The following is an 18,321-nucleotide window of genomic DNA, read 5'->3' on the forward strand; positions in this document are numbered from 1 at the left end:
ATACGCTCGGGTTCCCATCGCCGCCTGGACACCTGACATGCCAATGACCGCATTCGCGCTTGCCGCTGCGCTTTCGGGCCTGCCCGACATCATCTGGGAGCGCGAGCGCGCCGAGGATGCGCACCAGCTCACGCTGTGCCAGATCCATCGTGATGCATTGAAGCAGAACGAGGGCAAGGACGATGCCTATTCGCGCGCCAAGGCGGTCTGCGATCTGCTGGCACGCGAGTACAAGGACAAGTGGGATTTCGATGCGCAGGATGCCTTGGCCGCTTCGGCGGTGGATCTGGATGAGCTGATCCGGCGCGGTGATGTGGTCGAAGTCCCGCCGACGAAGCAGGATCGCGCCTACGAGTGATGCCGTGCCCGCGGGCAAGGCCGCACGCATCGTCAAGGCCCCTTATCATGTGGGCTTGGGGGCTCAAAAAGCCCTATTGACGCTTGCAAGGCAGTATCTGGATGTCTATGGAATGGTGCCCCTCGGGCTGGGGCCGACGCGTGACCCGTTCGCCCCATTGGTCGCTGCGGCTTGATGGCGAGTGCGTTGAACTCAGTGTCTCCGGCCAGCAGTACCGGTTGCGCGTGGATGATGACCAGCAGGTGCAGATCCATCCAGGGGTCTTCTGGTCACGGGTCGAGCTGCAGACCGGCGATGCCGCCGGGCTGTGCGTAGACGGGCTCCCCAACGGACAAGCGTCCCGGCTTGCTGCGGCCCTGCAGCACCTGCACTTTGCGCGCACCGCGCGTGGGCGCAAGGCCTTGTTCGATACGATTCTGGAGCAGATCCAATCGTGGCTGGCCGAGGCCGACGCCCTCACTGACCGGGGCACCGCCGGCCGCCGCTGGATCACCCACGAACAGCAGCACATCCTGCTGGCCGAGCGCCCCGCCCTGCCCTTGTCGCCGGCCGAGCTGGAACGGCTGTTCCTTGATGAGGATGTGCACGACGACCTGCACTCCCATAGCCATCGTGCCGCATTGGATGCCCTGCACGACTGGCAGCTGGATTGGCCCGCCGTATGGGGGGACGCCAATGCGACCATGGCGACGCGGGAGCTGGTGCTGGCCAAGGCCTTCCTGGACCGGGTCGAGAGCAGACCGCTGACCGAGGAACAGGCCCGCGCCGTCATCTGCTTCGACAACCGGGTCCAGGTCGTGGCCGCGGCCGGTTCCGGCAAGACCTCCACCATGGTCGCCAAGGCCGCGTATGCCATTGACCGCGGCTTTGTCGAACCCGAACGCATCGTGATGCTCGCCTTCAACAAGGATGCTGCCAAGGAGCTGGAGGAGCGCGCGCAGCGATCCTTCGATCGGCTCGGCATGGGCGACACCGTGGTTGAGTCGCGGACCTTCCACGCCCTGGGCCTGGCCATCATCGCCAAAGCCACGGGGCGCAAGCCCGATATCCCGGAATGGGCCACTGACGCCACATTGGGCTTCAACAAGCTGGCCGAACTGGTGGATGACCTGAAGGACCGCTCGACCCACTTCCGCACCCAATGGGACATGTTCCGCCTGGTGTTCGGGCGCGACCTGCCGCCATTCGGTGCGGAAATGGAGGCCGACGGCTACGACCGCGATGGCACGCCCTACATCCGCGCCCTGCAGGGTGAGCGGGTGAAGAGCCTGGAAGAGTGCGTCATCGCCGACTGGCTCTTCTACAACGGCGTGACGTACGACTACGAGCGGCGCTACGAATTCGATACGGCCACCGACACCCATCGCCAGTATCGCCCCGACTTCTATTACCCGGATGCCGGGCTGTATCACGAGCACTTTGCGCTGGATGGCGATGGCCAGCCGCCGGCGCACTTCGCCCATTACGCCGAAGGTATGCACTGGAAGCGCCAGCAGCACGCGGCACGCGGCACCGCCCTTGTCGAGACCACCTCGTTCGGTCTTCGCAGTGGACATGCCCTGCAGGATCTTGCGGAGAGGCTTGACGGGTCCGGTGTCGAACTCGACCCCAACCCCGACCGCGAGCTACCCGAGCAGGGCGCAAAGCCCATGCCGGACGCGGACCTGATCGGGCTGATGCGCACATTCATTGCCCACGCAAAGAGCAACTGCCTGACGCTGGATGACATGGCCGAGCGCCTGCGGCAGATGCCCGAAGATCAGTTCAAGGAACGGCATCGGCGCTTCCTGGAGATTGCCAGCCCTGTTTTCCAGGCTTGGGACAACGCACTGGCTGACGAGCACGGCATCGATTTCGAAGACATGCTCAACATGGCGGCCGGACTGCTGGAACAGGGCCGCTATGAATCGCCCTACGAACTGGTGATGGCCGACGAATTCCAGGATGCCTCGCGCGCCCGCGCCCGTCTCTGCCGAGCATTGGTCAGTAAACCAGGGCGCTACCTGTTTGCGGTAGGCGATGACTGGCAGTCGATCAATCGCTTCGCCGGCGCCGACGTTTCAGTGATGACCGGATTCCGCGAGTGGATGGGACAGGGCCAGGTGCTGAAACTGGAGCAGACATTCCGCTGCCCGCAGGCGCTCTGCGATGCGTCCGGCCGCTTCATCAGCCGCAATCCGGTGCAGATCGCCAAGGCGGTTCGTTCTGCGACGCCGGCGGTGGGCCCGGTGCTGCAGGCGTTCCAGATGAATCGGCGTGAGGAAGTGCAGGATGGTGTTCGCCAATACCTCGCCAGGCTGCATCAGCAGTTGTCGTCCGGGGCGGTGCCGCAAGGACGCAACGGACGCGTGACGGTCTTCATCCTGGGGCGCTACCGCGCCGATCGCAGTGCGGTGCCACCGGATTGGAAGACCGCCTTCGGCAGCACGATGGACGTCGAGTTTCTGACCGCACATCGATCGAAGGGGCGCGAGGCGGATTATGTGATTCTGCCAGGGATGATCCACCGAGGCTTCCCCAGCCTGCGGTCGGACGACCCGGTGCTTTCGCTGGCGATGCCGGATGGAGACAGCTACCCACTGAGCGAAGAACGGCGGTTGTTCTATGTCGCACTGACGCGTGCGCGGAGGTCGGTTGCGATGTTCACGCTGCGGGGCAAGCACTCGCCGTTCCTGGATGAGCTGGTGCGGGACGGCGCGGTGGAAGTGACCACGATTTCAGGTGCGGCCATCAACGAAGAGCGCTGCCCGGTGTGCAAGGTGGGCGTGTTCGTGGACCGCAATGGACCGCATGGGGCTTTCCGGTCGTGCTCGAGCTATCCGTTGTGCCACAACAAGCCGAAAGGTGCGCGTCGGGGATGAATGCATCCCGCTTCCCCCACATATGTCTGCCTGCAACAGGGCACACAAGCACCGTCTCGGTTTCGCCCCCGGCATGACGCGCGCCATGGCGTCTCCGGAAATGAAAAAGCCCCGGCAGGACCGAGGCTTCTGTCTGGATGGTGACGAGGCTGCAGGGTATCGCAAGGTCCCCACACGTCCTCGCCGCATCTTATTACGGGATAATGCAGCCGTTCAGACGCAGGCATTGCATATAGTTCCGGGTACAGATACTCAAGTCTGTACCTGACGCCTCGCATGCAATGTACTGGACCTCGCAGACGGAACAAGGGCCAGGGGCTTTCGCCGTGGCGCTGCCGATTCCAAAGGTCAACGCACAGGCCGCAACAGCAACAGAAAGCTTGAATCCAATCTTCATGCCATGACTCCGTTGGTCGCCCTCCTTGGGCATCCGAAGCCTAGCGCGGGTGTCTGGCACATTCAAATTGCCTGGCGCCAACGTCAGCGCTTGTGCACCTGGAACGATTACCGTCCTTGAATGAAGCAATTCCCTGCTGCCAGAGGACTGCACCGGTTTACTCGTTCACCTGACCCTCGTGACCGGATGGCTGGTCAGCAAGGGCCGTAGACACAAAAAAGCCCCTGTTCCCAGAGGCTCTTTTAAACAGCTGGCGGAGAGAGTGGGATTCGAACCCACGGAAGGTTTAACCCTTCGCCGGTTTTCAAGACCGGTGCCTTAAACCGCTCGGCCATCTCTCCAATCGGGTCCCGGTCGCCCGGGCAGCGGCGTATTCTCGCACGTGAAGGCCATTTGCCCAAGACCACCCTTGCTCCCGCCCTTCGCATCCGGCACGGTGGGGGCTCGACTGCAATCGGAGCCCCCATGGCCCACCTCGATCTGGCCAACCTGCGCACCACCCTGCTGGACGATACCCAGCTGGCCGCAGTGGCCCTGCACCGCACCTTCGCCGGCTACCTGCCGGTCAGCAGCGGGCATCTGGTGGTCTGCGATCCGCTGGTCCAGGCCGAGGCGCCGGCGCTGGCCGACTACACCGCTCCGGTGGGTCGGCATCCGGTGGAGATCATCGTGCACAGCGGCCGCCCTGCACTGGCCGTGGTCTGGTTCAAGCCCCGCCAAGCCCTCACAGCATCTGCCCTGCACTGGCAGATGGCACGCTGGACCACGCAGGACCTGTCCGGCCTGGATGAGGACAGCTTCATCGGCTATCCGGTCGACGCCGGCATCGGCTGTTTCATGGACACCGACACCCAGCAGGCACTGCTGGCCCTGATCGAACAGGCCGATGGCGACGAAGACAATGCGTGGTCGGATGCCCTGATCGACCACGACGGCCTGGATGAAGGCGCCGAGTACCGCCCTTGGGGCGAGGACTCGCCACACGGCCTGGTCGTATTCACCAGCGGCTGGGGCGACGGCGTCTATCCGAGCTACTGGGCGCTGGATACGTCCGGCATTCCGGTAGCACTGGTCACCGATTTCCTGAGCATCCAGGGCGGTGACGGGCGCGACGAGCGCGAGATCGCCGACCAGGCCTATCGCGACAGCCTGCCCGCGGCGGAATCCGAGGCACTGGCACGACTGGTGGCCGCGGTGGAGCGCGACGACGCGGATGCGCTGCGCGACCTGTTGAAGGATGCGCCGCAGCGCGCCAATCAGATCGAACCGGGCTGCGGCGGCACCGCGGTGTTCGAGGCGATCCGGCTGGACCGCCCGGAGGCGTTGCGGGTGCTGCTGCAGGGCGGCGTCTTGCCGGCGATGCCGGAGCGCCTGCACATGAGCAAAGTGACCAGCTACTTGGACTATGCGCGCTTCCTGAAGAAGCCGCGCAGCGCGGAGCTGATGGCAGTACTGGAAGCGCCGGTGGTGGCTGCCGCCCCCACGCCGATGCCGGCACCGCAGCGCAGCTTCTGGGACCGGTTGTTCGGGCGGAAGTGATCGACCCCGGAAACAGCAACGCCGGGCATGGCCCGGCGCTACCGTTCAGCTCTCTCAGCCCGCATCCACCGCCAGCGCGCCCAGAGCACTGGCCTTGATGCGCTCCTTGGCCTTCTCACAGGCTCCATCGCAATGCAGGCGTGAGGCCTCCAGCTGCGGCGGCAGATGTTCGGCCAGGAAGTCGATGAAAACACGCACCGCCGGCAGCAGGCCACGGCGCGAGGCGAACACGGCATGGCACACGCCCTGCGGCAGCGACCAGTCCGGCAGCACCACTTCCAGTTCGCCATTGCGCACGGCGTCGGCGCATACGGTTTCCGGCAGCATGGTGATGCCGAAGCCATCCTTCACCATGCTCTGCAGCAGCGGGAAGTCGAAACCGGCTACCCGCGGCTGCAGGTCGACCCGGCGCACTTCGCCTTCCGGACCATGCAGTTCCCAGCGCTGGCGTGCTTCGTCTTCGCTGATGCTGAGGGTGACGTGCTGGGTCAGTTCTTCCGGGTCCTTGGGGCGTCCGGCACGGTCCAGGTACTTCGGGCTGGCCACCAGCAGTTCCTGCACCTGGCCGAAGCTGCGCATCACCAGGCTGCCGTCGTCGTCCAGGCGCGAACGCACGCGCAGGGCCACGTCGTAGCCTTCATTGATGATGTCCACGCGGCGGTTGCTGATGTTCAGCTGCAGGCGCACCTTCGGGTACTGCTCGAGGAACTTGGGCAGCAGCTTGGGCAACTGCATCTGCGCCAGCGACACCGGCACGCTGGCGCGCACCACGCCGCGCGGTTCCGCGCTGAGGCGGTCGACAACTTCGCGGGCGGCCTGCGCCTCGGCCAGCATCGTCTGCGCGTGGCGGTGCACGCTGGTGCCGACGTCGGTGACCGCGAAACGGCGCGTGGAGCGCTGCAGCAGGCGCACGCCCAGGTCGGTCTCCAGCTGGCTGATACGGCGGCTCAGGCGCGACTTGGGGATGCCCAGCGCGCGCTCGGCGGCGGCAAATCCGCCGTGGTCGACCACCATCGCAAAGTAGTACAGATCATTCAGGTCATGCATGCCCGAGTTCCATATCTAGAACAATACGTGGCATTCAATCACCTTTATCCCGCCTTTGCAACAACCTATCGTTCTCTCCGTCGGCGGGGCCTACCCGCTTCTTCCTTCCAGAACATAGGTGACTGCCATGAAGCTTCTGCATCTCGACGCCAGCGTGCTTGGCGAGAACTCCGTCTCCCGCCACCTGACCGCCGCCGTGGTGGCCCGGTTCAAGCAGCAGGTCGAAGGCCTGCAGATCGATTATCGCGATCTTGACGCCAATCCGGTACCGCATCTGCGCAGCAGCTCGCTGGCCAAGGCCGACTCGGCCGAAGCCGCCGATGCTGAACAGGTGCTCGAGCAGTTCCTGGCTGCGGACATCGTGGTGATCGGCGCGCCGATGTACAACTTCAGCATCCCGTCCACCCTGAAGGCCTGGATCGACCGCGTGGCCGTGGCCGGGCGCACCTTCAAGTACACCGAGAATGGCCCGATCGGCCTGGCCGGCGGCAAGCGCGTGATCGTGGTCAGCAGCCGCGGCGGCATCTATACCGATTCGCCGGCCGACTTCCAGGAGCCGTTCCTGCGCCAGACGTTCGCCTTCTGGGGCATCAACGACATCGAGTTCGTGCGCGCCGAGGGCATCGCCTACTCGCCGCAGCACCGTGAAGACGCCATCGCTGGCGCGCTGGCGGCTCTGCCGTCGCACGAAGCGGCTGAAGCCGCCGCTGCATAAGCGTTCCAACGTTCGGCGCCGCTCTCTCCTCGTCGAGGCGCTGAACGCGGGTCGGGATCCCCTCCCCCATCCCGGCCCACCCTGGCGGCCCCGCTGTGCGGGGCCGCTTTTTTGTGGCGCCTGGCCTGAGGGCCTGCGCTATCCACGCACGGCGTGGATCTACTGATGCACGCGCGGTAGATCCACGCCATGCGTGGATGCGGCGCCGTGCGCGGGGTTCAACAGGGCGTTAGGCTGGGGCCATGAACTACATCGTGACGACTGCGCACCGCAGCGAATTTCCGCACCCGATCACCCTGCGCCGCGGACAGGCACTGGTGGTGGGCGAACGCTATGAAGGCCCGGAGGGCTGGGAGGACTGGTTCCTGTGCGAAGCCGAGGGGCAACAGCCCGGATTCGTGCCGGCACCGGTGATCGGTCGCACTGCGCAGGGTGACGCGTTTGCCACGGAGGATTACTGCGCGCGGGAGCTGGATGTGGATCCCGGCCAGCTGCTGCGTGGGCAGCGCACGCTCAATGGCTGGGCGTGGTGCGTGCCGGAGACGGGCGAGCCGGGATGGGTGCCGTTGGAGAAGGTGCGGGTTGTGGAGTGATTGTGGGGTTCATCCACGCATCGCGTGGATGTAGCCCTACGGCGTCCGGTGTGAATCCACCGATGCTTCGGTAGATCCACGCCACGCGTGGATGAACCGCCGAGGACGCCGGGCATGGCCCGGCGCTACCGGTCAGGCGATGGTTTCCAGGCCGCCCATGTACGGGCGCAGCGCTTCCGGCACGGTGATGCTGCCGTCGGCATTCTGGTAGTTCTCCATCACCGCGATCATCGCGCGGCCGACGGCCACGCCCGAGCCGTTCAGGGTGTGCGCCAGTTCCGGCTTGCCGGTGGACGGGTTGCGCCAGCGCGCCTGCATGCGGCGGGCCTGGAAGTCACCACAGTTCGAGCACGAGGAGATCTCGCGGTAGGTCTCCTGCGACGGCAGCCAGACTTCCAGATCGTAGGTCTTGATGGCCGAGAAGCCCATGTCGCCGGTGCACAGCAGCACCTTGCGGTACGGCAGGCCCAGCTTTTCCAGCACCACTTCGGCGCAGCGGGTCATGCGCTGGTGTTCGGCGTCGCTGTCTTCCGGGCGGCTGATCGAGACCAGCTCGACCTTCTCGAACTGGTGCTGGCGGATCATGCCGCGCACATCGCGGCCGCCGCTGCCCGCCTCGGCGCGGAAGCACATCGAGTGGGCGGTCATGCGCAGCGGCAGGCGCTCGGCCTCGACGATCTCGTCGCGCACGATGTTGGTCAGCGGCACTTCCGAGGTCGGAATCAGGTAACGCGTGGAGTCACCCACGGCGGTCTTGAACAGGTCGTCCTCGAACTTCGGCAGCTGGCTGGTGCCACGCAGCGAATCGGCGTTGACCAGCAGCGGCACGTTGGTTTCTTCATAGCCGTGCTCACCGGTGTGCAGGTCGACCATGAACTGGGCCAGCGCACGGTGCAGGCGCGCGATCGGGCCGCGCAGCACGGTGAAGCGCGAGCCGGACAGCTTGGCCGCGGTCTCGCCGTCCAGCCAGCCGTTGCGGGCGCCCAGTTCGACGTGGTCGAGCACCTTGAAGTCGAACTGGCGCGGGGTGCCCCAGCGCGCCTGCTCGACGTTGTCGTTCTCGTCGGCACCGGCCGGCACGTCATCGGCCGGCAGGTTCGGAATGCCCATCGAGATCGTTTCGATCTTCTCGCGCAGCTCGTCCAGCGCCACTTCCGAGGCCTTCAGCTCGTCAGCGAAGGCTGCGACCTCGGCCATGATGGTCGAGACGTCCTCGCCCTTGGCCTTGGCCTGGCCGATGGCCTTGGAACGGCTGTTGCGCAGGCTCTGCAGCTCCTGGGTCCGCACCTGGATGCGCTTGCGATCGGCCTCCAGGGACTCCAGGGCAGACACGTCGAGCTCGAAGCCGCGACTGGTGCGCAGGCGTTCGGCGAGGTCGGCGGGCTGGTGGCGGAGCAGGGCTGGATCAAGCATGGCAGGTGTCGTGGTGGGTATCAGGGATGGGATTATCGCCTGTTATACGGATTTCTGCCGCCCGGTTCATTCCCGCCGTGGCAGAATCGAGCCATTCCGTACTGGTCCGGTCCATGTCTGCACCCCGCTCGTCGTCCGCCAAGTCGTTCACTGTGCATATCCCGCGCAACGCCCTGAAGATCGCTGGCATCGCCTTCGGCGTGGGCGTACTGCTGTTCGTGCTGGTCTGGCTGACCGGTCGCGACAAGGAGTTCTTCCGCGCCGATCCTGCCGCCCAGACGCCGCAGGAAACCGCCCAGATCGAGCCCCTGCCGGAGCCGTTGGCCGCTGCGGCCGGTTCCAGCGACATGCCCGATGCCAAGCCGGCCCCGGTAGAGGAAGAAGCACCAAAGCTGGTCGAAACGGCCCCACCGCCGCCTGCCCCCATCGCTGAAGCAGCCCCGGCCGCACCGGGCCCTGCGCCGGCGGCCACCGGCAACAGCCAGCCGATGCCGATTGCCGGCCAGTCGCCGCCGCCCGCCTACCCGGCCGCTGCGCTGCGCGCTGGCGAGACCGGCACCGTGGTGGTGCGGGTGGACGTGGACGCCACCGGCTATCCGAACAATGCCACGGTGATCCAGCGCAGCGGCTCACGCGAGCTCGACCGTGCCGCCACCGACGCCGTGCGCCGCTGGCGCTTCACTCCGGCGCAGAGCAACGGCCAGGCCGTCCCTGGCAGCATTGAAGTGCCGTTCGACTTCAAGACGCAGTAACTGAACGCTTCCCGGCAGGCAAACTGAACCCTGCCGGTGGCGTTGACGCAACGCTGACACTTCTCGTCCGTGGCTCGCGCAACACTTCCCACGTCGTCCATTGACGGAAGGAGTTAGCGATGACTGCCACCACCCACGAAGACCTTCATTCGCCGCATCTGCAGGAGGATTCCAGCCTGCAGCACAAACCCACGTCGCCCTGGATGTGGATCGCGCTGATCGTGGCGATGTTTGCTGCCGCCCTGCTCTGGCTGCGTCATTCAAACCAGGAAGACGTGGCACCGGCGCCAGTTGGTGAGCGCATGCTGCCCGCCCCTGAGCAGGCAGTGGTGACGGATGCGGCAGCCCCTGCCGCGCGCCAGGCATCCCCGGCTACTGCTTCGCGGAAGGCCGCGCCGGTAGTGCGAAATCGTGAGGCCCGCCCGCTGGCCAGCAACCGCATGCCCACCTACCCCGCCGCTGCGCTGCGTAGTGGCGTGCAGGGCAGCGTGATCGCCAGCCTGAGTGTCGATACCCGCGGCAACGTCGCCAATGCCGCGATCGTTTCGCGCAGCGGCGAGCGCAGTCGCGATCTGGACCGCGCAGTGCTGAGCACTGTGCAGAACTGGAAGTTCCAGCCGGCGATGCACGAAGGCCGTGCCATCACCAGCGTGGTGCGGGTCCCGGTGGATTTCCGTACCGAGCAGCGTTGATCGCGGACGAGGGGTTCGTGATGTTTAGACGGAGGCTTCGGCCTCCGTCCTTTTATGCGGAAAAGCGTGCCAACCAAGGTCGGCAGCTACCGCGGAATGCGATCCGCCGGGCATGGCCCGGCGCTACCCACACCGTGTCCGACGGCGCCGGTCAGGCCAGGTTGAACCCGGCGCTGCGCGCAAGGCCGTCGAAGTCCGGGAACGACGTGGCGACGTTGGCGATATCGTTGATGCGTACTTCGCCATCGCTGATCTGGCCGGCAATAGCGAACGCCATGGCGATGCGATGGTCACCGTGGCTTTCGATGGTGCCGCTGCCCAGGCGCACGCCGCCGTGCAGGGTGGCACCGTCTTCGGTTTCGTCCACCTGCATGCCCAGCGCGCGCAGGCCGGTGGCCATCGCAGCGAGACGATCGGATTCCTTCACCCGCAGCTCGGCCGCACCGCTCACCACGGTCTGGCCTTGTGCGGCCGCAGCCGCCACGAACAGCGCCGGGAACTCGTCGATCATGTCCGGCACCAGCGCTTCCGGGATACGTGCACCCTTCAACTGAGCGTAGCGCACCACCAGATCAGCGACGGGCTCACCGCCCTGCTCGGCCGGATTCTCTTCGGTGATGTCCGCGCCCATCAGGCGCAACGCATGCAGCAGGCCGGTGCGACGCGGGTTCAGGCCGACCTGCTTCAGGCGCAGCTCGGAACCGGGAATGATGCTGGCGGCCACGAGGTAGAACGCCGCAGACGAGAAGTCGGCCGGCACCACGATGTCCGTGGCGCGCAGGCGCTGGCCGCCACGCAGGCGCGCCTTGCCCGGCGAGAATTCGATGTCCACGCCGAACGCCGACAGCATGCGTTCGGTGTAGTCACGCGTCGGGTGCGGTTCGGTCACCCGGGTTTCGCCCTGCGCGTACAGGCCGGCCAACAGCACCGCCGACTTGATCTGTGCACTGGCCACCGGCGAGGCGAAGTCGATGCCGTGCAGCGACTGGCCGCCATGCACGTGCAGCGGCGGCGTGCCGTCGTCCTGGGTGTCGATCTTCGCGCCCATCTGCGACAGCGGGCCGGTGACGCGGCGCATCGGGCGGCCCGACAACGACTCATCGCCGATCAGTGTGCAATCGAAGGCCTGGCCTGCCAGCAGGCCGGCGAGCAGGCGCATGCCGGTACCGGCGTTGCCGCAGTCCAGCGGTGCGCTGGGTGCCTGCAGGCCGTCGATGCCGACGCCATGCACGATGCGCTGCGACGGGCTGGGCGTTTCCATACGCACGCCGAGCTGGCTGAAGATGCGCGCGGTGGCGCGGGTGTCTTCGCCTTCCAGGAAGCCTTCGATATGCGAGGTACCATCGGCGAGCGCGGCGAACATCACCGAGCGGTGCGAGACCGACTTGTCGCCGGGAATGGTCAGGCTGCCCTGCAGCGGCTGGCCCTTGCGGGCAATCCAGTGTTGCGCGTTGCTCATCGTTCGATCATTCCGTAAACACCGGCAGTGCCGGCGATGCATCAGGGAGCGGCGGCCGTTGCCGCCGCAGCAGCACTCAGGGCACGGCCACCGGGTAGGAGCCAAGCACCTTGATCTGCGCCGAGTGCGCTTCCAGTTCGGCCAGGGCAGCCTGCATCGGCGCGTCGTCGATGTGGCCGGCCAGGTCGATGAAGAAGCCGTATTCCCACTTGCCGTGGTGCGACGGGCGCGACTCGATGCGGTTCATGCTGATGCCGTGGCGGGCGAACGGGCTGAGCACGTCGAACAGCGCACCAGGCTTGTCATGGATGAACACCAGCACCGAGGTACGGTCGTGGCCGGAGGTCGGGAAGATGTTGCGGCCCACCACCAGGAAACGGGTGGTGTTGTCGGCATCGTTCTGGATGGGCTTGGTGACCACCTTCTTCAGGCCGTACACATGGCCGGCGCTCTCGCCGCCGATGGCCGCCGCGTCGTCGGCGTTGCGCGCACGGCGCGCACCCTCGGCATTGCTCGACACCGGGATCTTTTCGGCCTTCGGCAGGTTGGCACGCAGCCACGCCGAGGTCTGCATGAACGACTGCGGGTGCGCGTAGATGCGCTCGATGTCCTCGATGCGGCCGCTGCGCGACATCAGGTACTGCTGCACGCGCAGTTCCACTTCGCCACAGATCTTCAGGTTCGAGGTCAGGAACATGTCCAGGGTGATCTGGATGGTGCCCTGCCCTGAATTCTCCACCGGCACCACGCCGAAATCGGCGTTGCCCGCTTCCACTTCCTGGAACACTTCCTCGATGCTGGCCATCGGCAGGCCCAGCGCGGAGCGGCCGAAGTGCTTGAGCACGGCCTGCTGGCTGAAGGTGCCTTCCGGGCCGAGGTAGCCGATCTTCAGCGGCTCCTGCTGGGCCAGGCAGGCCGACATGATCTCGCGGTAGACGTGCACCAGCAGCTCGTCGCTGAGCGGGCCTTCGTTGCGGTCCACCACCATGCGCAGCACCTGCGCTTCGCGTTCGGGGCGGTAGTAGTCCACGGCGGCGGCCAGCTTGCCCTTGGCCTTGCCGACCTGGTGGGCGAAACGCGCGCGCTCGGCGATCAGGTTCTGGATGTCGCGGTCGATCTGGTCGATCTTGGAGCGCACATCGGCCAGCGCCAGCGGCGCCAGGGTGGGCGCCGGGTTCGACGCGGCCTTGGACGTGCTCTTGCCCTTGGCCTTGGTGGAGGCGCTGTCCTTGGCCGGTTCGGCCTTCTTCGGCGCCTTCTTGCTGGATTTGCTGCTTGCCATCGGAATTCCCTGTTGCGGGGCACGCACCCGACGGTGCGCGCCATTCATTGCTCAACCGTGACGCTGCTGGAAATCGGCCATGAAGGCGACCAGCGCCTCGGCCCCGGCCAGCGGCATGGCGTTGTACAGCGAGGCCCGGATACCGCCGACCACCTTGTGGCCCTTCAGCGCCAGCAGGCCGGCGGCCTTGGCCTCGGCCACGAAGCGGGCGTCGAGATCGGCATCTGGCAGGAAGAACGGGATGTTCATCCGCGAACGGGCCGCATGTGCGACCTCATTGCGGTAGAAGCCGCCGGAGCCGTCGATGGCGCCGTACACCAGCGCGGCCTTGGCGGCATTGCGCTTGGCGAACTCGGTCACGCCGCCTTCGGCCAGCATCCACTTGAACACCAGGCCGGCCAGGTACCAGTTCCAGGTCGGCGGCGTGTTGAGCATCGAATCGCGGGCAACGTGCGAACGGTAATCGAAGATGTCCGCGCGCGGCTGGCCACTGCGTTCGAGCAGGTCGCGGCGGATGATCATCACCGCGATGCCGACCGGGCCGAGGTTCTTCTGCGCACCGGCGTAGATCACGCCGTAGCGGCGCACATCCAGCGGCTCGCTGGCGATGGACGAACTGAAATCGGCGATCAGCGGGACGTTGCCGGTGTCGGGCACATCACGGAACTCGACGCCGTGGATGGTCTCGTTGGCGGTGATGTGCACGTAGGCCGCATCGGGCGAAAGCTGCCAGTCGGCGCGCGGCGGCAGCGTGCGGTAGCCATCGGCCTCGCTGCTGGCGGCGATGTTGACGTCGACGTAGACCCCGGCCTGCTTGACCGCGGTCTTGCCCCAGTGGCCACTGACCACATAGTCGGCACGCTGGCCGGGGCTGGCGAAGTTGAGCGGGATCAGCGCCTGCTGGGTGGTGGCACCACCGGACAGGAACAGCACCGCATAGTCGTCGGGGATGTCGAGCAGGCGCCGCAGGTCGGCCTCGGCCTCGGCGGCCACGGACATGAATTCCGCGCCGCGATGGCTCATTTCCACGATCGAAGCACCGGACCCGTGCCAGTCCAGCATTTCCGCCTGCGCCTGGCGCAGGACCGATTCCGGCAAGGTTGCAGGGCCGGCACTGAAGTTGAACGCGCGCGTCATGTCACACCTGTGGGGCAAGACCCCTAGTATGCCGCAGTGCACCAGCCTTGCGGCCTTGTGGCGCAAGGGAAATTTGGTTTCATTGGAATCCATCTGCCAGCAGCAATGCTCCGGTAGCCGCCGATCTTGGTCGGCGTACGCCGTCAGGCGTCATGCCCGCCGGAGGAGCGTGCCGACCAAGGTCGGCACCCACCAGAGCGGACCCAGCGGATGCGGATCAGCGCGCGCCGAACCAGAGCAGCAGGCTGAGCACTGCCGCCAGCAACAAGGCGCTGGCCAGCAGCCACGGCCAGCGCCGGACCCTGCGCGGTGTCACCGGCAGCACCGGCGCCTGTTCCGCGTCCTCGCTGGACTCGTCCTCGGCCGGCAGCGGGCGCCGACGTGGATCATGCGGCACTTCCAGCACGAAACGGTGCTGGCCATCGAACACCACCTGGTCGCCGGCCTGCAGCCAGCAGTGGCGCACGGCCACGCCGTTGACCCGGGTGCCGTCGGCACTGCCGAGGTCGCGCAGCAGCACACGATCACCGTGCACTTCCACGCGGGCGTGCTGTTCGGCGAAGGCCGGATCGTCGATGGCGATGTCGGCCTCACTGCCGCGACCGACCAGGCGGGCCCGCGACAGGGTGAAACTGCGGCCATGATGCAGGCCACCCACACCACGCAGCAGGCGCTGCTGCTCGTCGCTGCCGTCATCGTTCTTCGGTGCGGGCGCCTGCAGCAGGCTCTCGACCTCACCCTGCAGCACCATCTCCACGCCGTCCACATACACCGCATCTCCCGCACGCAGCAGGGCCATGCGGCGCACCGGTCGACCATTCACGTGGATGCCACGGATACCGTTGCCGACCTGCAGCCAGAGGCCGCGATCGTCCATGCAGAACTGCGCCAGCAGCAGGGCGCCGTGGCCGGCGTCGCCGAGCCGCACACTGCCGTTGGCCTGGCGCACGATGCGTTGCACCCCGGGCCGCAGTGGCTGGTCGGGCTGTTGTTGTTGACTGAAGTGAACAAGCAGGTTCTGCACGCGGCGCAGCCTAGCAGGTTGGCCGCCAACGAAGAAGAACCTGCGATGAGTGCTTGGCGCGACGGCCCTCGATGCGCACAATGCTCGCCCTCATTGATCATCCCCGCCCTGCGCCAGGAGCCTGCATGTCCACCATCGATGTCCGCCACGCCCACGCCCTGCCCGACGCACAGGCACGCGCCGCGATCGAACAGGTCGCCGCCAAGCTGTCCGAGCGCTTCGGCCTGAAGTCGTCCTGGACCGCCGACGTGCTGAACTTTTCCGGCAGCGGCGTGGATGGTGCGATCGAGCTGCAGCCGGGCGCCGTGCGCGTGACCGCCAAGCTGGGCTTCCTGCTGTCGGCGATGAAAGGCATGGTGGAAGGCGAGATCCAGCGCGTGCTGAAGGAAAAGCTGGGCTGAACCCCGGCGCCGGCCGTCACGGCCGTGCAACGCCAACGCGCGCTACTCTCGGGCCAGGCCCAACTCCCACGGGAAGTGCGATGAACCAGTACGAAAACGATGACCGCCGCAACGACGACGCCTCGTTCGGTGACCAGGCCGAGCGCTTCTCGCGCAAGCTCAGCGACTCGGCCCAGCAGGTCTGGCTGGCTGGCCTGGGGGCCTTGGGCCGCGCACAGGCCGAGGGCAGCCGCTTCTTCGATGGCCTGGTGAAGGAAGGCGAAGCCTGGGAAGCCCGCCGCCGTGAACGCAATGGCGAACAGGGTCCGGGCTGGCGCGACAACGTGGAAACCTCACTGGATGAGGCCCGCGAGAAGGCCTCCGGCACCTGGAACAAGGTCGAAAAGGCCTTCGATGACCAGGTGCAGGGCGTGCTCAAGCGCCTGCACGTGCCCACTGCCGACGAGGTGACCGCGCTGGAAGCCCGTATCGATGCCCTGCACGCGCGGCTGGCCAAGCTGGAAAACCGTGCGGCCTCGGGCGCCGATGCCCCCGCACCGGGCAGCCATCAGTCGCCGGACAGCGTGCCCTGAACATCGATTGTTGCAATGCAATAAATTTTGTTTGACAATCGCGAGCAACCCGCCAATCGCTTCGGCTGCCGTTTGTTCCCTCCCCTCACGGCTTCAGGATTGGCGGGTTTTTCGTGCCTGCCGTATGCCGATCTGAGCGTTCCATCACGCTTCCTGTCAGGAACGTCCTGACCCAGCCGGATAGTGCGACCTTTACACTGTCGTCTTCCGCATTCGCCCCTTCCGCGCACCTCCTGCATGCTTCCTTGGATCCTGGCCCTGCTGTCGGCCCTGCTTACCTGTTCCCTGGCCGTTGTCTATCTGTGGTGGATCAAGCGGCGGCAGAAGGAGATGCAACTGGGCCTGCAGGCGCTGGCCGGCATGCATTGGCGCGAGTTCTCGGTGCTGGTCAAGCGCATGCTGCGCGAACAGCGCGGCCTGCGTGAACTCAGCGATACCACCGAAGAATCACGCGAGCCCAGCAGCGACTTCCTGCTCAGCGATGGCCCCAACACCTGGCTGGTGTCGTGCAAGCACGGCCTGGCCTATCGCATTGGTACCGCCGCGGTGAACGAGCTGGGCGCCGCCGCGCGCCTGGCCGGCGCCAAGGGTGGCGTGCTGCTGACCGAAGGCCGGATCGAACGCGATGGCCGCAGCGCCGCCGAGAAGCAGGCGGTGGAAGTCCTTGATGGCCCCCGCCTGTGGCCGTTGCTGCAACCCTACCTGCCGGCGGACATCGAATCGCGCGTGCGCACCCGTGCCCGGCATGAAGCGCTGCGCCGCATCGCTATCGCCGCGCTGGGTTCGGTGACGCTGGGCCTGCTGGTCGGGCTCGGCCTGCAGGGCCTGCATGTGGAGGACACCGCGCCCGTTGCCGCAGCGCCGGTGGAGACTGCCCCGTTGCCAGCGGACGCCCCCGCAGCCGACGCAGCACCCGAAGCGAGCGAGGCTGCACCGCCCATCACTGCGGCGCCCTCGCCGACGGCGGCGGCCACCGATGAACGCAGCAATCCCAATCCGGACGCGGCCACCCTGGAGCGCTTCCAGGCCGATCTGGCCCGCGCCCTGGCCGGCAAGCCTGGTATCGCCAGCGGTGTCTGGCTGACCCGGCAGACCCTGGCGATCAACCGCACCGGTGAACTGGAAGCCGTGTGGCCACGCGTGTGCGAGGAAGTGCTGCGCTATCCCGCGCTGCGCAACGTGCGCATCCAGCTCAATGCCCGCCCCGGCGTGAATGAGCCGGTACGCTGGCGGCAATGCGCCACGTATTGATCGGGACCAACATCCACGCATGGCGTGGATCTACTGAATTCCGATGCACGAGTCTTTGGTAGATCCACGCCATGCGTGGATGGAATCCCTATCGCGCGCCCGGCGCGAAGCGCGCCACCAGGTCCCAGGCATCCCCCAGGAACACCTGCCGCACGCGGGTGATCGGCTGTTCGCCGCGCCAGGTCAGGCGCTCGATCACCAGGCAGGCGGTGCCCGGCTTCACCTCCAGCAGCTTGGCCGTGGCGGTGTCCGCGCCCCATGCACTGATGCGGTGCTGGGCACGGGTCCACGACACGTTCTGCAGCAGCCAGCTGCCCGGCGCGGTGGTGTTGAAATCGACCTCCAGCACCTCGGGCACGCCCACCGGGCTGATCAGTCGATGCTCAAGTGCCAACGGACGGCCATCGGCCAGATGCAGGCAGCGCATCGCCAGCAGCTGCTGCTGGCCGGCCAGCTCCACCTCACCGGCATTGCTGCTTTCGGCCAGGCGCAGCTCGCGCTGCAGCAGCCGGTAGCCGTACAGGTGGCCGCGCGAGCCGACCTCCATGGCGATATCCGGAATTTCCAGCGCCACCTGCTCCAGGTGCGGCGGCTGCCGCGCTACGAACGAACCCGCACGACGGCGGCGCTCGATCATGCCGCTCTCGGCCAGCGCGGTCAGCACCTTGTTCACCGTCATCCGCGAGCAGCCGTACTGTTCCATCAGCTCGTGCTCGTAGGGAATACGGAAGCCCGGCGCCCACTCCCCGCTGAGGATGCGGCTTTCCAGATCGCTGCGGATACGCTGGTTGAGCGTGGCGGACTTGCTGGCCTTCACGTAATGGGGTC

The 18,321-nt window shown here is 66.5% G+C and carries 17 protein-coding genes and 1 tRNA gene; 10 read left to right on the forward strand and 8 right to left on the reverse strand.

Going from position 1 to position 18,321, the window contains the following annotated elements; genetic code table 11:
- Positions 1–37: 37 nt before the first annotated feature.
- Both QP552_RS13095 and QP552_RS13100 read left to right on the forward strand, forming a co-directional pair.
- Positions 38–358, forward strand: coding sequence for a hypothetical protein (locus tag QP552_RS13095; protein WP_111111419.1), 321 nt, complete (start codon positions 38–40; stop codon positions 356–358).
- Positions 359–465: 107 nt separating this feature from the next.
- Positions 466–3,219: a UvrD-helicase domain-containing protein gene (locus QP552_RS13100; RefSeq protein ID WP_111111418.1), complete on the forward strand. Its 2,754-nt coding sequence runs from the start codon at positions 466–468 to the stop codon at positions 3,217–3,219.
- Positions 3,220–3,867: 648 nt separating this feature from the next.
- On the opposite strand, the gene QP552_RS13105 is transcribed toward QP552_RS13100, so the two are convergent.
- Positions 3,868–3,957, reverse strand: a tRNA-Ser gene (locus QP552_RS13105).
- 124 nt (positions 3,958–4,081) lie between these two features.
- Between QP552_RS13105 and QP552_RS13110 the strand changes: the two genes are divergently transcribed.
- Complete coding sequence (locus QP552_RS13110) at positions 4,082–5,155, forward strand: DUF4241 domain-containing protein (protein WP_286073822.1); 1,074 nt, start codon at positions 4,082–4,084, stop codon at positions 5,153–5,155.
- A gap of 54 nt (positions 5,156–5,209) precedes the next feature.
- Here the strand turns inward: QP552_RS13110 and QP552_RS13115 are convergent, their stop codons facing one another.
- Positions 5,210–6,202: a LysR family transcriptional regulator gene (locus QP552_RS13115; RefSeq protein WP_049429058.1), complete on the reverse strand. Its 993-nt coding sequence runs from the start codon at positions 6,200–6,202 to the stop codon at positions 5,210–5,212.
- Positions 6,203–6,329: 127 nt separating this feature from the next.
- Here QP552_RS13115 and QP552_RS13120 point away from each other — a divergent pair, with 127 nt between their 5' ends.
- Both QP552_RS13120 and QP552_RS13125 read left to right on the forward strand, forming a co-directional pair.
- Entirely contained in the window at positions 6,330–6,917 is a 588-nt protein-coding gene (locus tag QP552_RS13120; protein WP_286073823.1) for an NAD(P)H-dependent oxidoreductase, read from the forward strand.
- A gap of 242 nt (positions 6,918–7,159) precedes the next feature.
- On the forward strand, positions 7,160–7,510 hold the full coding sequence (locus tag QP552_RS13125) for a ligand-binding protein SH3 (RefSeq protein WP_111111415.1): 351 nt from the start codon (positions 7,160–7,162) through the stop codon (positions 7,508–7,510).
- Between the two features lie 132 nt (positions 7,511–7,642).
- On the opposite strand, the gene serS is transcribed toward QP552_RS13125, so the two are convergent.
- Positions 7,643–8,923: a serine--tRNA ligase gene (gene serS / locus QP552_RS13130; RefSeq protein WP_286073824.1), complete on the reverse strand. Its 1,281-nt coding sequence runs from the start codon at positions 8,921–8,923 to the stop codon at positions 7,643–7,645.
- Between the two features lie 113 nt (positions 8,924–9,036).
- On the opposite strand from serS, the gene QP552_RS13135 reads away from it, so the two are divergent.
- Together QP552_RS13135 and QP552_RS13140 are read left to right on the forward strand one after the other, a co-directional pair.
- Complete coding sequence (locus tag QP552_RS13135; protein ID WP_010480562.1) at positions 9,037–9,675, forward strand: energy transducer TonB; 639 nt, start codon at positions 9,037–9,039, stop codon at positions 9,673–9,675.
- A gap of 119 nt (positions 9,676–9,794) precedes the next feature.
- The gene (locus QP552_RS13140; protein ID WP_286073825.1) at positions 9,795–10,367 is read left to right on the forward strand and encodes an energy transducer TonB; all 573 of its coding nucleotides are present in this window, start codon (positions 9,795–9,797) and stop codon (positions 10,365–10,367) included.
- A 151-nt stretch (positions 10,368–10,518) separates the two neighbouring features.
- On the opposite strand, the gene aroA is transcribed toward QP552_RS13140, so the two are convergent.
- From aroA to QP552_RS13160, 4 genes are all read right to left on the reverse strand, one after another.
- Positions 10,519–11,826 (reverse strand): 3-phosphoshikimate 1-carboxyvinyltransferase, encoded by a 1,308-nt coding sequence (gene aroA, locus QP552_RS13145; protein ID WP_286073826.1) that lies wholly within the window; start codon positions 11,824–11,826, stop codon positions 10,519–10,521.
- 76 nt (positions 11,827–11,902) lie between these two features.
- A complete protein-coding gene (pheA, locus tag QP552_RS13150) occupies positions 11,903–13,114 on the reverse strand; it encodes a prephenate dehydratase (protein WP_181453941.1) in 1,212 nt (403 codons plus the stop codon).
- 45 nt (positions 13,115–13,159) lie between these two features.
- Positions 13,160–14,245: a 3-phosphoserine/phosphohydroxythreonine transaminase gene (serC, locus tag QP552_RS13155; RefSeq protein WP_286073827.1), complete on the reverse strand. Its 1,086-nt coding sequence runs from the start codon at positions 14,243–14,245 to the stop codon at positions 13,160–13,162.
- Between the two features lie 217 nt (positions 14,246–14,462).
- Positions 14,463–15,269, reverse strand: a complete 807-nt coding sequence (locus QP552_RS13160) for an FHA domain-containing protein (protein WP_286073828.1) — start codon at positions 15,267–15,269, stop codon at positions 14,463–14,465.
- A gap of 125 nt (positions 15,270–15,394) precedes the next feature.
- Here QP552_RS13160 and QP552_RS13165 point away from each other — a divergent pair, with 125 nt between their 5' ends.
- The 3 genes from QP552_RS13165 to QP552_RS13175 all read left to right on the forward strand — a co-directional run bounded on the left by QP552_RS13165 (position 15,395) and on the right by QP552_RS13175 (position 17,493).
- Positions 15,395–15,670: a polyhydroxyalkanoic acid system family protein gene (locus QP552_RS13165; protein WP_005417302.1), complete on the forward strand. Its 276-nt coding sequence runs from the start codon at positions 15,395–15,397 to the stop codon at positions 15,668–15,670.
- 80 nt (positions 15,671–15,750) lie between these two features.
- Positions 15,751–16,242 carry a phasin family protein gene (locus QP552_RS13170; RefSeq protein ID WP_106549059.1) on the forward strand — a complete coding sequence of 164 codons (492 nt, stop codon included), beginning with the start codon at positions 15,751–15,753 and terminating at the stop codon, positions 16,240–16,242.
- A 237-nt stretch (positions 16,243–16,479) separates the two neighbouring features.
- Positions 16,480–17,493 (forward strand): restriction endonuclease, encoded by a 1,014-nt coding sequence (locus tag QP552_RS13175; protein WP_286073829.1) that lies wholly within the window; start codon positions 16,480–16,482, stop codon positions 17,491–17,493.
- 88 nt (positions 17,494–17,581) lie between these two features.
- Here the strand turns inward: QP552_RS13175 and hutC are convergent, their stop codons facing one another.
- Positions 17,582–18,310 (reverse strand): histidine utilization repressor, encoded by a 729-nt coding sequence (gene hutC, locus QP552_RS13180; RefSeq protein WP_286073830.1) that lies wholly within the window; start codon positions 18,308–18,310, stop codon positions 17,582–17,584.
- Positions 18,311–18,321: the final 11 nt, after the last annotated feature.

Source organism: Stenotrophomonas sp. 59 (assembly GCF_030291095.1).
In the GTDB taxonomy this organism is placed as follows: domain Bacteria; phylum Pseudomonadota; class Gammaproteobacteria; order Xanthomonadales; family Xanthomonadaceae; genus Stenotrophomonas; species Stenotrophomonas maltophilia_Q.